Source organism: Brevundimonas sp., assembly GCF_016463295.1.
Classification (GTDB): Bacteria; Pseudomonadota; Alphaproteobacteria; order Caulobacterales; family Caulobacteraceae; genus Brevundimonas.
Window position 1 is genome coordinate 1 of record NZ_JAEMRO010000051.1, and the last position, 14468, is coordinate 14468.

The window sequence follows — 14468 nt, forward strand, 5'->3', positions numbered from 1 at the left end:
CCTATGACGCCGCCCGCGCCCTGATCGACGCGGGCGCGGATGCCGTGAAGGTCGGCATCGGCCCGGGTAGCATCTGCACCACCCGCATCGTCGCGGGCGTGGGCGTGCCCCAGCTGACGGCCATCATGGAAGCGGTTCGCGCCGCCAAGGGGTCGGGCGCTCCTGTCATCGCCGACGGCGGCATCAAATATTCGGGCGATCTGGCCAAGGCCATCGCGGCCGGGGCCAGCGTGGCCATGATGGGGTCGATGTTTGCCGGCACAGACGAGAGCCCCGGCGAGGTCTTCCTTTATCAGGGCCGGTCCTACAAGTCGTACCGCGGCATGGGCTCGGTCGGGGCCATGGGGGCCGGCTCGGCCGACCGCTATTTCCAGAAGGAAGTCGAGGACAGCCAGAAGCTGGTGCCCGAAGGCATTGAGGGTCAGACCCCCTACAAGGGCCCGATCGCACCCGTGCTGCATCAGATGGTCGGCGGCCTGCGCGCCGCCATGGGCTACGTCGGTGCCGGGACGATTCCCGAGCTTCAGGAACGCGCCCGCTTCGTGCGGATCACCGGCGCGGGTCTGCGTGAAAGCCACGTACACGATGTGATGATCACCCGCGAAGCGCCGAACTACCGGCAGGGCTGAGGGACAGGTTCATGACGACCGAACTGATCTATCTGTCTGCGACCCTGATCCTGGCGGTGGTGCAGATCTTCCTGCCTGCCGCCGGTCGTACGGCCCAGTATGGTGCCAAGTGGAATGCCGGGGCCCGCGACGGCGACATGCCGCCGGTTTCGCCGGTCACAGGGCGTCTGGAGCGGGCCCAGGCCAATCTCTACGAGACCCTGCCGCTGTTCATCGGCGCGGTTCTGATCGCGCATGTCATCGGGGTTCAGGACGGTCTGACCCTGTGGGGCGCGGCCCTCTATTTCTGGGCCCGTGTCGTCTATGTGCCCCTGTACGCCTTTGGCGTGCCCTATCTTCGCACGGTCGTCTTCCTGGTCTCGCTGGTCGGACTGTTGATGGTGATCGCGGCTCCCCTGTTGACCCTGATCGGATCGTCTTGACCCCAGCTGCCCGCCTCGTCGCCGCCGCCTCCATTCTGGACAGCATCACCCAAGGGCGCGCGCCCGCCGATGTCGTCATCAAGGCCTGGGGCACGGCCAACCGCTACGCCGGGTCCAAGGACCGCCGTGCCATCGCCGAGCGGGTCTATCTGGTGCTGCGTTCGCGCGGTCGTCTGGTCCGCGCCATGGGTGGACGCGAGGATGGGCGCGCCTTGGTGATCGGCTCCCTCGCGTTTCTGGATCAGCTGTCGCTGGAAGAGATCGAGGCCCTGCATTCGGGCGATGGCTACGGCCCACGCCCGCTGTCCAAACAGGAACGCGCCCGTATCGAGGCCGGGGAGGGTGATGACGCCGACGGTGCGGTCGCCGGTCTGCCCGCCTTCGTGATCGAGGATTTGAAGGCGACCTTCGGCGACGACTGGTCCACGCAGGCGCAAGGGTTGATGGCGCGGGCCCCGGTCGATCTGCGGGTCAATACGGCGCGCACGACGACGCAGGCGGCGAAGGCCGAACTGACGGCGGCGGGTCTGAAGCCGGAGGCCATGCCCTGGTCGGCCGTGGGCCTGCGCCTGCCGTCCGAACCGGCCCCGAACGTCCAGGCGCTCGAGGCCTTCAACGGCGGTCGTGTCGAGATTCAGGACGAGGGGAGCCAGCTTGTGACCTGGCTGGCCGGAGCGGGACTATCCCTGACCCCGGACAGCGTCGTGGTCGACTATTGCGCAGGCGGCGGTGGCAAGACCCTGGCCCTGGCCCAGATCATGGCTCCTTCTCCCCTTGCGGGAGAAGGTGGCGGCCGCAGGCCGACGGATGAGGGGTCGCGCAGCTGGTCGCCTGTGGCTTCCAGCAGCCACTCATCTGATGGTGGAGAAACCCCTCATCCGACCCGCTCCGCGGGCCACCTTCTCCCGCAAGGGGAGAAGGGAAGGGGCCTCATCGCCTGCGACGTCGTGCAGAAGCGGCTCGACAACATCCAGCCACGCCTGGCCAGGGCGGGCGTCGCCGCCGACCTGCGCCTGATCGGCCAGAATGGCGGCGGTGTGGAGGAGTTCAACGGCAAGGCGGATCTGGTCTTCGTCGATGCGCCCTGTACCGGCTCCGGCGCCTGGCGTCGTCACCCTGAGGAGGCCTGGCGGCTGAAGGCCGATGAGGTCGAGCGGCTGCATGCCCTGCAACGGCGTATCCTGAACCAGGCGGCGCAGCTGGTGAAGCCGGGCGGGCGTCTGGCCTATGTGACCTGTTCGGTCCTGCGCGCCGAAAACGAAGCCACGGTTGAGGCCTTCGAGGCGGCGAACCCCGGCTTCCGTCCGGTGGCCGTCGCCGATCTGGTTGCCACACCCACATTGACTGATGCCGCCCGCGCCACGCTGGCAAAGGCTGCGAACGGCCACACCCTGCGCCTGTCGCCCACCTCCACCGGCACCGACGGCTTCTTCATCGCGCTTTACGAGAGGACCTGATGACCGACCACCAAAAGGTTCTGATCGTCGATTTCGGCAGCCAAGTGACTCAGCTGATCGCGCGGCGCCTGCGCGAGGCCAGCGTCTACTGCGAAATCCATCCCTTCCAGAAGGCCGAGGCGGCGCTGGCTGCCATGAAGCCCGCCGCCATCATCCTGTCCGGCGGTCCCGAAAGTGTGCACGAGGAAGGCAGCCCGCGCGCGCCGCAGGGCGTCTTCGAAGCCGGCGTGCCGGTCCTGGGCATCTGCTACGGCGAGATGACTATGTGCGAGCAGCTGGGCGGCAAGGTCGAGGGCGGCCACACCCGCGAGTTCGGTCGCGCCGAGATCACCGTCCAGAAATCATCGCCCCTGCTGGCCGACCTGGCTCCCGTCGGCGAGGACGAGACGGTCTGGATGAGCCACGGCGACAAGATCGTGGCCATCCCCGAAGGCTTCGACGTGGTCGCCACGTCAGAGGGCTCGCCCTACGCCGTCATCGCCGACGAAACCCGCCGCTTCTACGGGGTCCAGTTCCATCCGGAGGTGATGCACACCCCGCGCGGCCATCAGATGCTGAAGAACTTCACCCATGGCATCGCCGGGCTGAAGGGCGACTGGACCATGGCCGCCTATCGCGACGAGAAGATCGCCCAGATCCGCGAACAGGTCGGCGACGCCAAGGTGATCTGCGGCCTGTCGGGCGGCGTCGATTCGTCGGTTGCGGCCGTGCTGATCCACGAGGCGATCGGCGACCAGTTGACCTGCGTGTTCGTCGATACGGGCCTGCTGCGCAAAGACGAGGCCAAACAGGTCACGACCCTGTTCCGCGAGCACTACAACATCCCGCTGATACACGTTGATGCGTCGAAAGAATTTCTTGGCGCGCTTGCTGGCCAGTCGGACCCCGAGACCAAGCGCAAGACCATCGGCCGGGTCTTCATCGAGGTGTTTGACCGCGAGGCGTCGAAGATCGACGGTGCCGAGTTCCTGGCTCAGGGCACTCTCTATCCCGATGTGATCGAGAGCGTGTCGTCCTCCAGCGGCAAGGCCCATGTCATCAAGAGCCACCACAACGTCGGTGGCCTGCCGGACTATATGAAGCTGAAGCTGGTCGAGCCGTTGCGTGAACTGTTCAAGGACGAGGTACGGGCCCTGGGTCGCGAACTGGGTCTGACCGACGCCTTCGTGGGGCGCCATCCGTTCCCGGGACCGGGCCTCGCCATCCGCATTCCCGGCGAGATCACGCCGGACGCCGTCGAGACCCTGCAACAGGCCGACGCCATCTATCTGGACGAAATCCGCAAGGCCGGCCTCTACGACAAGATCTGGCAGGCCTTTGCCGTCCTGCTGCCGGTCAAGACGGTGGGCGTGATGGGCGATGCGCGGACCTATGAGAAGGTGCTGGCCCTGCGTGCCGTGACCTCCACCGACGGCATGACGGCGGACTTCTTCGAATTTCCCTGGGACGTTCTGGGCAAGTGTGCAACGCGGATAGTCAACGAAGTCAGAGGCGTGAACCGCGTCGTCTACGACGTCACCTCAAAACCGCCCGGCACGATCGAGTGGGAATAGGCTGGACGCAAAAACGCCCCTGACAGTCGCTGTCAGGGGCGTTTCCGGTTCTAGAAGCGGTAGTTGATGCCGACCCGCAGGTTCCGGCCCGGCTGGGGCGCGATGTCCTTCAGGAACGAGACGTGCTCGCGCGCCTCCTCGTCGGTCAGGTTCCGGCCCTCGGCGAAGACGGTGACGTTCCTGTCGGCGAACGGACGCCAGGCCCCGGACAGATTGACCAGGGTATAGCTGTCGGTCGGCAGTTCGAACTCGGCCACCTCGTCCTGCTCGCCCACGTGACGGACTTCCAGCGCCACGTCGAACGGGGTGGAGGCGTACTTCACCCGGCCGGTCAGCGAATAGGGCGGGATGCGCGCGGCGGGGCCCAGATCGGTATCGGCATCGACATAGTCGGCGGCGGCCTCCAGCGTCACGACCTGGCTGCCCGACGTCCAGACGTCATAGGCGGCCTGGGCCTCGAAGCCTTTGAATTCGGCGTCCGTCTGCAGGTAGGCGAAGATCGGAAACTCCTCGATCTCGCCGTCCTCGTCGAACTCGAACACCTCGCCCGTGTCGCGCTGGTCGATGAAGCCGTCGTATTTGGAGGCATAGACGTGCAGGTCGCTGCGGAAGGCTCCGCGATCGTAGTGGACCGTGCCCTCCAGCGTCGTGACCTTCTCGCTATCCAGCGTCACATCGCCCAGCTCATAGGCGGCGGTGGCGATGTGGACGCCGTCCGAGAACAGCTCGACCTCTGACGGCGCGCGCTCGGTGCGCGACAGGCTGAGGCCCAGGAACAGACCGGGGGCGGGGCGCAGGAAGGCGGCGGCCGACGCGGACCAGTTGTCGAACTCGCGCTGGATCTCGTCTCCGCCCGACAGCGGTGTCGCTGTCAGAGTGCGCCGGTCGTAGCGCAAGCCGCCCTCGAAGCCATAGCCGTCGCGGTCCAGCCGCTGAACGGTATAGATGCCTTGTTCCTCGATATCGGTGGTGGGCACGAAGGCCTCTTCGCCGATGGCTTCGAAGGTGCGCTCCAGCGCCTGGATGCCGATGGCCCCGTTCCAGCCGTCACGCTCGCGCTGGACCAGGTCCAGCCGGGCCTCCTGGCCATCGGAGTTGAAGATGGTGCCGGGCTCGCCGGGGCCCTCGAATTCGGTGTGGGTATAGTCGGCCTGGCCATAGGTACCGCGGATCGAGCGGAACGGGCCGGCGTCGAAGCGGTATTCGCCGCGCGCGTCAAACCGCTCCTGCTGCAGGTCGATGAAGACGCCCTCTTCGGCCACCACGCCATAGGTGCTGTCGGTTTCCTTGTACGATACGCCGAAGAAGCCCTTGTCGGCGATGTACGACCCGCCGACGCCCCAGGCGTCCAGCTGCGAAAAGCTGTTGGGCAGGACGCCGCCGGTGTCGGGCCGCTCGATCCCGTCGGCCGCCGCGCGCCGGGCCGAGATGGGCGAGGAAGGGATGTCATAGCTGTTCGCGTCCTTGGTCACCGCATCGACGGTCAGGGCGAACTGGCCGAGCGCGACAGTGGCGCGACCGTTGAAGGCGGTGCCGTCATCGACGGTCGAGGTCTGGGCCGAGATCGAGCCGTCGATACCGCCCTCGGGCAGCTCTTCCGGAATGCGCCCGTCCAGGATGTTCACGACGCCGCCGATGGCCGATCCACCGTAAGCCAGGGTTGCGGGCCCACGAATGATCTCGATGCGGTTCGATTCCGCCGGATCGGTCGCAACCTGGTGGTCGGGCGAAACGGACGAGGCGTCGATCAGGCCGACACCGTTGGTCAGTACCTGAACGCGCGGCCCGGTCAGGCCCCGGATCACCGGACGGCTCGATCCGGGCGCAAAGGCGGTGGAGCGCACGCCCGGCAGGCCATTCAGCAGGTCGCCCAGCGAGGAGGCAGGGGCGATGGCCAGGGCGTCTTCATCCACCACGCTGGTGGCGATGGTGGTGGCGTTCTGGCTGATGCCGAAGGGCTGGCCGGTGACGATGATCTCTTCCAACTCGACCGGCTCGGTCTGTGCCGGCACCGACTGGGCCGCTGCCATGCCGCCGAACGCGGCCCAGCCCGTGGCGGCCAGCAGGAGGGTGCGGGTGGAGGGGCGGTAACGCATGGCAAACTCTCTCGGGGAAGGAAGTGATGTGTTATGAAATAACATACCGACCCGTCAAGGCCGCGATCATGACGATCCCGTAATCCGCGAGCTCGCTACAGGTGTGTGATTGAGCCAGTTGCGCTAGAGAGCGTGAGTTTGGTCTTCAGCCTTGGGAGCGGTCGATGTTGAGGATGCTGTCGCGTGGCCTGGGGTTGGGCGCGGTCCTGCTGGCCCTGACCGCTTGCGGAACGATCGAGCGGCCCGATCCGGTGCCCCTGCGCGTTCTCGAGGGCCAGCTGGCCCCCACCGTCGATCCGCGCATCCGGGCCGGGGACGAGGACAAGCTGCGCGCCCTGGCCGAGGAGTTCGCGGCCGGTCTGGGCCAAGGTGAAGCCCAGCGAAACATTCTGGCCCTGTCAGGCGGCGGCGCGAATGGGGCTTACGGGGCGGGCGTTCTGGTCGGCTGGAGCCAGACGGGCACCCGCCCGCGCTTCGACATCGTCACGGGCATCAGCACCGGGGCCCTGGCCGCGCCGTTCGCCTATCTGGGCTCCGACTGGGACGACGAGCTTCAGGCCGCCTATGCCAGCGGTCAGGCCGACGGCATTCTGGGCCCGCGCGGCCTGGCCGCCTTCGTGGCCCCCAGCCTGTTCAGCCCCGGAAAGCTGAAGCAACTGGTCGACGACAATGTCACGCCCGAGCTGTTGCAGGCCATAGCCGTCGAGCATGCCCAGGGCCGCCGCCTGCTGGTCGTCACCACCAATCTGGATGGCGAGGAATCGGTCATCTGGGACATGGGGGTTCTGGCGACCCAGGGCGACGAACAGGCCCTGACGCTGTTCCGCCAGGTGCTGGTGGCCTCGGCCAGCATTCCGGGCGTCTTTCCGCCGGTCATGATCGCGGGCCTGACCGACGGGCGTCTGGTGGAGGAGATGCACGTCGATGGCGGGGTCAACATGCCCTTCCTGGCGGTGCCCGAGGCGATGCTGGGCTGGAACGACCCGGTCCCCGGCGTGGCGGCCTCTCCGGACCGGGCGGCCATCTATGTGCTGGTCAACGGCCAGGTCAGCCGGGACTACCGCGTCGTGCGCGGCCGCCTGCCGGCCATTCTGGCGCGGGCCTATGACAGTATGAGCAAGGCCGCCCTGCGCACTCACCTGGTCGCCAATGCCACCTTCGCCCAGCGCAATGGCGTGGCCTTCCGCGTCGCCGCCATCCCCGGCGACCGCACGGTCTCCAGCCTGGATTTCAGCCAGGAGTCGATGCAGTCCCTGTTCGAACTGGGCCGCTCCAGCGCCGCCGCCGGTCAGGCCTGGAGCGCGATGAACGCAGGGGCGACGGTCGCGGCCATCGCGCGGGATCCTGCGGGGGAGGCGGGCGAAGCTTCAGATGAAGATGAGTAGGGCAGAAAAGCTAAAGGGGGCACCCCAACGACCTAATGAGTTTGGTTCGTGGACATTGCGTATTTGCATTGAGGGCAAATGAAAAATCTTTGGGCCACGGGCTATACCCAAGGTGAGCTCGATACCGCGCAGGAACGATTTGGGCTTTGTTTTCCGCCCGATCTCGTAGAGCTTCTGCTCGACCGCCGTCCCATTTGGGGCTGGGATTGGCGCACGGACGAAGTCGGCATCAGGGCCGTTCTTGGAACTCCTCTCAGCGGGCTGTTGTTCGATGTCGAGCACAACGTGCTCTGGTGGCCAGAGTGGGGAGAAAGGCCACGATCTGCGGAAGAGCGAGCCGAGGTCGTCTCATCTGTCGTACAAGCAGCGCCGCCGCTTATCCCGATTATAGCTCACCGCTTCATTCCGCAGTTGCCGAATGAAGTAGGAAATCCCGTATTCTCCGTGATGCAGTCAGATGTGATTTATTACGGCACCAATTTGGAGGATTACCTCGAAAGGGAGTTTCACCCGGAAATAATCCGCAAGCCAATGATGCTCAATACCTTCAAGTTCATCCCATTCTGGTCCGATCTCGTGGAGCGAAACGGTCCTGAATGGGCCAATGTGCCTCTCTGATTTCTCGTCAGGACCAGCTGCTGTGCATCAACTCAGGGTCGTGAACAGACATCGGACTTGTAGCCCCAAGCCGACCTTGGCTAATCCATCCACATGACCCTGACACTCTACGGCATCCCCAACTGCGAGCAACCTGTCAGGGTTGTAGACAATCTGGTGCCTAACGGCCGGCGAATCTGAATAGCCTCGTCCACGCTTTACGCCTGACCGCGTCGTCTCTTGTCGCAAAGCAGAACGGGAAGAACTCGGTGAGATAGGGAACGCCACTTGATGTTGCGCCCTTGGCACTTTCGAGTTGGTGGGCTTCCTCAACTAGTAGGTCGATCAACCTGTAGATTGGCTGGATGATCTCAAGGATAGTCCAGACACAGTGGCCGCGGCTGACTCGTGCCACCTCATGCTCATAGGTGACGTCGATGGTCAGATCGTACCGACCGCGGTATCCCCATTCCCAACCGAACAATCCTCGCTTTTCGCAGAACTGCTGTGCGTTTGACATTATCTGAGACCGTCGCCTGTAGCTCAGGCTGTCCTCTGCAACTTGCATGTGGACGTTGAACCAGTGAACCAACGGGTCGGGATTCTCACTGCCTTTTCCTAACTGATCGAAGTTGTAGTAGCGGGAGCCTCGCGCAAACTCAGACAAGGCACCCAGTAACGCGCCCTGTGTTGTATCTACCTCGAACCATCCAAGCGTCTGACCTCGTGTAGCGGCTACGTTCTTTAGCTTGGCGTACAACCCCGTGAGGGAGTGACCGTACGCCTTGAGCTGTTTGTCGGACGGGTTAGCGAGATCGTTCGATAGCTTGTGTTCAAGGATGACAGCGATTTTCATCATCCGCTCCAGTCCCACCGAGAGAGCGAACAGAGTGGAATAGATTGTGCCCGCTCGATCATAGTCGATCTTAGCCAGCGCCTCGAAACCCGAGAGCAGTGACGAGCTTGCCAAATGGCCCTCTTGAGCCAGCAGGCGATGTTCAGCAGAGAAGAGCATTTGCCGACGTTAGGCGGCTTCCATGGGCGCTCCAAATGACCGTTACGATGTACGGGATTCCAAACTGCGACACCGTCAAGCGAGCTAGGGACTGGTTAGCCGGAAATCAGGTTCCCTACGCTTTCCATGACTACAAGAAGGAAGGCGTGGAGCGCCGAGCGCTCGAACAGTGGGTGGTCGAACACGGCTGGGAGATCGTCCTCAATCGAGCGGGCACGACCTTCAAAAAACTGTCTGATAACGACAAAGCCAATCTGGATGCGAGCAAGGCAGTCGACCTGATGCTGGCGCAGCCTTCGATGATCAAGCGGCCGATCTTGGATTTGGGCGATCGTCGGATCGTCGGGTTCAAGCCGGAAGTCTATGAGGCCGCATTGTCGGTCTAACCCCCGTTTTCTACGGCATCCGAACCGACTGGCTTTCCCACCTACAAAATCAACCCTCTCAAAGAGGGACACCGTCAAGAAGGCCCGCGTCTGGCTGGACCAGAACGGCACCGCCTTCACCTTCCATGACTACAAAAAGGCGGGCATCGACCGGCCCCGGTTGGAGGCCTGGGTGGCCGAGCATGGGTGGGAGACGGTGCTGAACCGGGCCGGGACGACGTTCCGGGCCTTGCCGGAGGCGGACAAGGCGGGGCTGGATGCGGACAGGGCTGTCGCCCTGATGCTGGCCCAGCCGTCGATGATCAAACGCCCGGTGCTGGATCTGGGCGACCGGACAGTCGTGGGCTTCAAGCCGGAACGTTACGCGGCGGCGCTCGCCTAGCGGACCAGGGTAAACTGCGCCGCCTGACCGGTCTGGGCGCTGGCGCTCAGCCAGACGTCGAACAGGCCGGGCTCTGCGATCATCGTGTGATCCGGACCCATGAACTTCACATCGTCGAACGTCAGGGGCATCGTCACCTCGACCGACTTGCCTGCGGGCACCGTCACGCGCCGGAACGCCTTCAGCAACCGTACCGGCTGGGTCAGGGAGGCGACGCGGTCGCGGATATACAGCTGAACCACCTCGGTGACGTCGCGGTCGCCGCCGTTGGTCAGGGTGACGCTGGCCTCGATCTGGCCGTTCCAGGCCATGGTCTGTGATGACAGCCGCGTCTCGGACCAGTCGATGGAGGCATAGGTCAGGCCGTGGCCGAACGGATAGAGCGCCGCGTGCGGCACCTCGCGGAACTTGGAGGTGAACTCCTGATCCGTCGGCTGGGACGGGCGCCCCGTCGCCTTGTGCGCATAGTAGAAGGGCGACTGGCCCGAGCGGAACGGGAAGCTGACCGGCAGGCGGCCCGTCGGCTCGTGATCGCCAAACAAAACGTCGGCGATGGCGTGACCCGTCTCCGATCCCAGGAACCAGGTCACCAGAATGCTGTTCGCCCCGGCGACCGCACCCGACAGCTCCATGCCGCGCCCGTTACGCAACAGGACGACCACGGGCTTGCCCGTCGCGGCCACGGCCTCGGCCAGGGCCAATTGAGGGGCGGGAATGTCGATGCTGACGCGTGACTTGGACTCCGCCGACATCACAGACGATTCACCGATGGCCAGCAGAACGACGTCCGCCTCATTGGCCGCGGCCACCGCCGCCTCGACGCCGCCGGGCAGGGGGGCCTCGACGTCGGAGCCCTTGACCACGGTCAGGGCGTTCGGATCGCGCAGCGCCTGACGCAGGCCCTGTTCCAGCGACACCGCCAGATCGGTGTCCTTGAAGATCGACCACGGGCCGAACACATCGGCGGCATCGGCCCCGAACGGCCCGATCAGGGCGATGCGCTGGCCCGACTTGGGCAGGGGCAGCAGACCGCCCTCATTCTTCAGCATCACGATGGACTTGCGCCCGGCTTCGCGAGCCAGGGCCAGGTGATCGCGACTGCCGACTACGCGCCGCTCCACCGCGACGTCCGAGCCACGATAAGGATTGTCGAACAGGCCCAGCGCCGCCTTGGTCATCAGGACCCGCCGCACCGCCTGATCGACGCGGGCGATCGGCACCTCTCCGGTCTGGATCAGGCTGGGGATGTGCCGCAGGTAAAGGCCGCTCTTCATCGACATGTCGACGCCGGCCATCAGGGCGATCCGCGCCGCGTCACGACCGTCGGCGGCAAATCCGTGGGCGACCAGTTCGGCCTCGGAGGTGTAATCGGACACCACAAAGCCCGCGAAACCCCATTCGCCATGCAGGATGTCGGTCAGCAGCCACTTGTTGCCGCTGGTCGGTACGCCGTTCAGGTCATTGAAGGCGCTCATGACCGACAGGGCCCCGGCGTCCAGCGCCGCCTTGAACGGCGGCAGATAGACCGAGCGCAGCATGACCTCGCTCATGTCGGTGGAGTTGTAATCCATCCCCGATTCCGCTGCGCCATAGGCCGCGAAATGTTTGGGACAGGCCAGCAGGCTGGACCAGTGGGCCAGATCGTCGCCCTGGAAGCCCTTGGTGCGGGCCGCGGCGAACAGATTGTTCAGCAGCACGTCCTCGCCGGCCCCCTCGACCACACGGCCCCAGCGCTGGTCGCGCGCCACGTCGACCATGGGCGCATAGGTCTGGTGCACGCCCGATGCGCCGCCCTCGACTGCGGCGGCACGGGCTGTGCGTTCGGCCAGGTCTAGGTCCCAGCTGGCGCTTTCGCCCAGCGGCACGGGGAAGGTTGTGCGCAGGCCATGCACGATGTCCGCCGCGAACAGCAGGGGAATACCCAGGCGGCTTTCGCGCACGGCCATGTCCTGCACCAGACGTGTCGTCGCGGCCCCCACGCCATTGAAAAGGGCCCCGATACGGCCGGCCTTGATGTCCGCTGCCGTCTGAGCCTGATCGCTGTCCAGGCGGTCGCCGGGATTGACCCCCTCGGGCCGCCAGCGGAACGGGTCGTTCATCAGGTTCAGCTGGCCGGCCTTCTCCTCGATGGTCATGCGCGCCATCAGGTCATCGATGCGATCCTTCGCCTCGGCCTGTTTCGCCAGCGACATGCGCGGCGCCATCATCAGTCCAGCCATTATGGCTCCACCGGCCAGCAAGGATCTCCGCGTCGATGCGGATTGAGACAATGGACGCATAATGTAACCGGTTTCACAATGACAGATCGCACAACTAGCGGCAGGACGGGTGCTCGACTACCCCCACGAAGCGCAGGCGTCGATCACAAGCGATTGCGGTCAACCCTCGACGTCGGTGTCCGGCCGGTCGTGGCCGTCGGCGCGTTCGGTCACCCATTCTCCGGAAGTGTTCTCGTATTCGATCACGGCCGTCTGGTCCGGCACGCGCTGTTCGCGGGCGACCGCAACGGCGGCCGCGCGGGCGGCGTCGTGGCTGGCAAAGGTCTCTGAAAAGGTGCCGTTGGACGTATAGGCCCAGCCGCCGTCGTGTTCGACGATGCGATAGGTGACGTGGCTCATGGCAGGCTCCGGTTCGGAAAGGCTGTGTGACGGACTGGATACAGGACGGAACGCTGCCGAAACAGCCCCGGCGTGACCTCAGCGCAGGCTGATCGTCGCGACGACCCCGAAATGGTCCGACGGATATTCGCCATTCGTCGGCCGATCGCCGATCAGGCCGGCCTGACCGATCGTGAAGCGATCCCGCTCGGCGAAGATGTGATCGATCTGGCGTTCGGGATGGTTCTTGGCCGGATTCAGCGTGGTTGCCACCGCGCCGTGGGGCAAGGCAGTAGCGAAGCGGGGACCCCTCAGCCTCGCCAGGCCCGGATCGGTCTGCTGGGCATTGAAGTCGCCGGTGACGATCAGGGGCGTTTCGTCCTGCGGCAGCCAGCCCATCAGATCGGCGATCTGGCGGGCCCGCACGGCGGCGGCGTCCTGCTGCCAGGCCAGATGCGTGTTGACGATATCGACGGGTCGCCCGTCGACCGCGACCCGCACCCGGACGGCGGTGCGATAGTCATCCAGCGGCTCCAGCTTTTTCCAGTCGTGCTGGTCGACCGGCAGGCGCGACAGAATGGCATTGCCATAACGACGGGGCGCACCCTCGGGATCGGTGGAGACGAACTGCATCTGATAGCCGCCCAGGGCGTCGGCCAGGGTCTGCGCCTGATTTGGCAAGCCAACCGCCGCGTCCTCCAGGACTTCCTGCAGCGCGATAACGTCGGCGTCCTGTGCTCGCAGATCTGCGAGCAGCAGCGCCAGCCGTGCCAGCCAGTCTCCCTGATTGTGCCAGATATTAAAGGTGACGAGCTTCAGCTGGCGCTCTGCATGGGTTGCCCCGGGTGCGGGCAGCGAGGCGGGCAGGGGTGCGCAGGCCATAAGGGGTGTCGCGACAAGGCCTGTCAACAGAAGGCGGCGATCGATCACGGCGGTCTCCTTTGCGGCTGACCTTGTCCCTGCGTGCGGCGCGCGGGTCAAAAAGAATCTGAGATTGGCTGCATCCGTTTGATCGCCTGCTTGCCTCTTGTTGACAGAAGGACGCGGCGCCACGCTGCCTCCGTCATTGAAAGAGAGACTATCCCATGGGCGTCGAAATCCTGATCCCTCTGTCGGGCATCTTCATGATCATCGCCATCGTCGTCGGCCCGGCCTGGCTGAAAAGCCGTGAGCGGCGCGAGATGCAGAATACCCTCCGGGCCGCCGTCGAACGCGGCCAGCCCCTGCCGCCCGAACTGATCGATGCCCTGACGAAGGAGCAGGTTCGCAAGCTGCCGTCGGCGTCGCGCGACCTGCGGACGGGCGTCATTCTTCTGGCCCTGTCAGCCGGTGTCGCGGCCGCCTTCCTGGCGCTGGGCTATGGCGCCGACAATGACGTGAAGTTCGTGGCCGGTTTCGCCGCCATCCCGGGTGCCATCGGTCTGGCCTTCATCATCCTGAGCTTCTTCAACAAGAACAAGGACTGAGCCGAAGCGTCCGGGGGAATGCCATCATGATCCAGGCGCGCGAAAAGCCCCTGATCGACCGGCACGACGTCGAGCTCGCCGCCCTCTCGGCGGCGGGCGGGCGGCGAGAGTTCGGCGAACTGGTCCGCCGTCACGGTACGCCGGTGCGCGCGCTGCTGCGGCGCATGGGGGCGCAAGCCTCCGTCGCCGACGACATCGCCCAGGACGCCTTCATCCAGGCCTTCCAGCGGTGCTCGGAGTTCCGGGGCGACGGAACCTTCGCCGCCTGGATCAAGAGGATTGCGGCCCGGCTCTACATCAAGCGTTGCGTCAAGGAGGCCCGCTATGTCGATGAAGTCACGGACGATGAAGTGGTCCACCAGCCCCATCCCGGCGACCGCATGGACCTGGACGAGGCCCTGAAAACCCTCAGCGAGCCGGAGCGGCTGTGCGTCTCCCTGTGTCACGGCGCAGGCATGGCCCATCCGGAGATCGCCTCCGCCC

At 65.2% G+C, this 14468-nt stretch carries 15 protein-coding genes; 10 read left to right on the forward strand and 5 right to left on the reverse strand.

Going from position 1 to position 14468, the window contains the following annotated elements:
* The 4 genes from JHC81_RS10385 to guaA all read left to right on the forward strand — a co-directional run.
* A partial coding sequence (locus JHC81_RS10385) for an IMP dehydrogenase (RefSeq protein ID WP_292174192.1) occupies positions 1–629 on the forward strand: 629 nt, incomplete at its 5' end.
* Positions 630–640: 11 nt separating this feature from the next.
* Positions 641–1051 (forward strand): MAPEG family protein, encoded by a 411-nt coding sequence (locus JHC81_RS10390; protein WP_292174195.1) that lies wholly within the window; start codon positions 641–643, stop codon positions 1049–1051.
* Positions 1048–2508, forward strand: a complete 1461-nt coding sequence (locus tag JHC81_RS10395) for an RsmB/NOP family class I SAM-dependent RNA methyltransferase (RefSeq protein WP_292174196.1) — start codon at positions 1048–1050, stop codon at positions 2506–2508. The genes JHC81_RS10390 and JHC81_RS10395 overlap by 4 nt, the downstream gene beginning before the upstream one ends.
* Positions 2508–4061, forward strand: a complete 1554-nt coding sequence (gene guaA, locus JHC81_RS10400) for a glutamine-hydrolyzing GMP synthase (RefSeq protein ID WP_292174199.1) — start codon at positions 2508–2510, stop codon at positions 4059–4061. The genes JHC81_RS10395 and guaA overlap by 1 nt, the downstream gene beginning before the upstream one ends.
* A 50-nt stretch (positions 4062–4111) precedes the next feature.
* Here guaA and JHC81_RS10405 read toward each other — a convergent pair whose 3' ends face one another.
* On the reverse strand, positions 4112–6157 hold the full coding sequence (locus tag JHC81_RS10405; protein WP_292174201.1) for a TonB-dependent receptor: 2046 nt from the start codon (positions 6155–6157) through the stop codon (positions 4112–4114).
* Between the two features lie 164 nt (positions 6158–6321).
* Between JHC81_RS10405 and JHC81_RS10410 the strand changes: the two genes are divergently transcribed.
* Both JHC81_RS10410 and JHC81_RS10415 read left to right on the forward strand, forming a co-directional pair.
* Positions 6322–7542, forward strand: a complete 1221-nt coding sequence (locus tag JHC81_RS10410; protein ID WP_292174203.1) for a patatin-like phospholipase family protein — start codon at positions 6322–6324, stop codon at positions 7540–7542.
* 78 nt (positions 7543–7620) lie between these two features.
* Positions 7621–8160, forward strand: coding sequence for an SMI1/KNR4 family protein (locus JHC81_RS10415; RefSeq protein ID WP_292174205.1), 540 nt, complete (start codon positions 7621–7623; stop codon positions 8158–8160).
* 160 nt (positions 8161–8320) lie between these two features.
* Here the strand turns inward: JHC81_RS10415 and JHC81_RS10420 are convergent, their stop codons facing one another.
* Positions 8321–9154, reverse strand: a complete 834-nt coding sequence (locus tag JHC81_RS10420) for a hypothetical protein (RefSeq protein WP_292174208.1) — start codon at positions 9152–9154, stop codon at positions 8321–8323.
* A 35-nt stretch (positions 9155–9189) separates the two neighbouring features.
* Between JHC81_RS10420 and JHC81_RS10425 the strand changes: the two genes are divergently transcribed.
* Both JHC81_RS10425 and JHC81_RS10430 read left to right on the forward strand, forming a co-directional pair.
* Positions 9190–9540 (forward strand): arsenate reductase, encoded by a 351-nt coding sequence (locus tag JHC81_RS10425; protein WP_292174210.1) that lies wholly within the window; start codon positions 9190–9192, stop codon positions 9538–9540.
* The gene (locus JHC81_RS10430; protein ID WP_292174214.1) at positions 9518–9922 is read left to right on the forward strand and encodes an arsenate reductase; all 405 of its coding nucleotides are present in this window, start codon (positions 9518–9520) and stop codon (positions 9920–9922) included. The genes JHC81_RS10425 and JHC81_RS10430 overlap by 23 nt, the downstream gene beginning before the upstream one ends.
* On the opposite strand, the gene JHC81_RS10435 is transcribed toward JHC81_RS10430, so the two are convergent.
* From JHC81_RS10435 to JHC81_RS10445, 3 genes are all read right to left on the reverse strand, one after another.
* Positions 9919–12141: a glycoside hydrolase family 3 N-terminal domain-containing protein gene (locus tag JHC81_RS10435; protein WP_292174217.1), complete on the reverse strand. Its 2223-nt coding sequence runs from the start codon at positions 12139–12141 to the stop codon at positions 9919–9921. The two genes, JHC81_RS10430 and JHC81_RS10435, sit on opposite strands and share 4 nt — an antisense overlap.
* Positions 12142–12300: 159 nt before the next feature.
* The gene (locus JHC81_RS10440) at positions 12301–12540 is read right to left on the reverse strand and encodes a DUF2188 domain-containing protein (protein WP_292174218.1); all 240 of its coding nucleotides are present in this window, start codon (positions 12538–12540) and stop codon (positions 12301–12303) included.
* A 78-nt stretch (positions 12541–12618) separates the two neighbouring features.
* On the reverse strand, positions 12619–13449 hold the full coding sequence (locus JHC81_RS10445; protein WP_292174220.1) for an endonuclease/exonuclease/phosphatase family protein: 831 nt from the start codon (positions 13447–13449) through the stop codon (positions 12619–12621).
* 155 nt (positions 13450–13604) lie between these two features.
* Between JHC81_RS10445 and JHC81_RS10450 the strand changes: the two genes are divergently transcribed.
* A complete protein-coding gene (locus JHC81_RS10450; RefSeq protein ID WP_292174222.1) occupies positions 13605–13985 on the forward strand; it encodes a DUF6249 domain-containing protein in 381 nt (126 codons plus the stop codon).
* A 26-nt stretch (positions 13986–14011) separates the two neighbouring features.
* The coding region (locus JHC81_RS10455; protein ID WP_292174225.1) for a sigma-70 family RNA polymerase sigma factor at positions 14012–14468 on the forward strand (457 nt) is incomplete at its 3' end.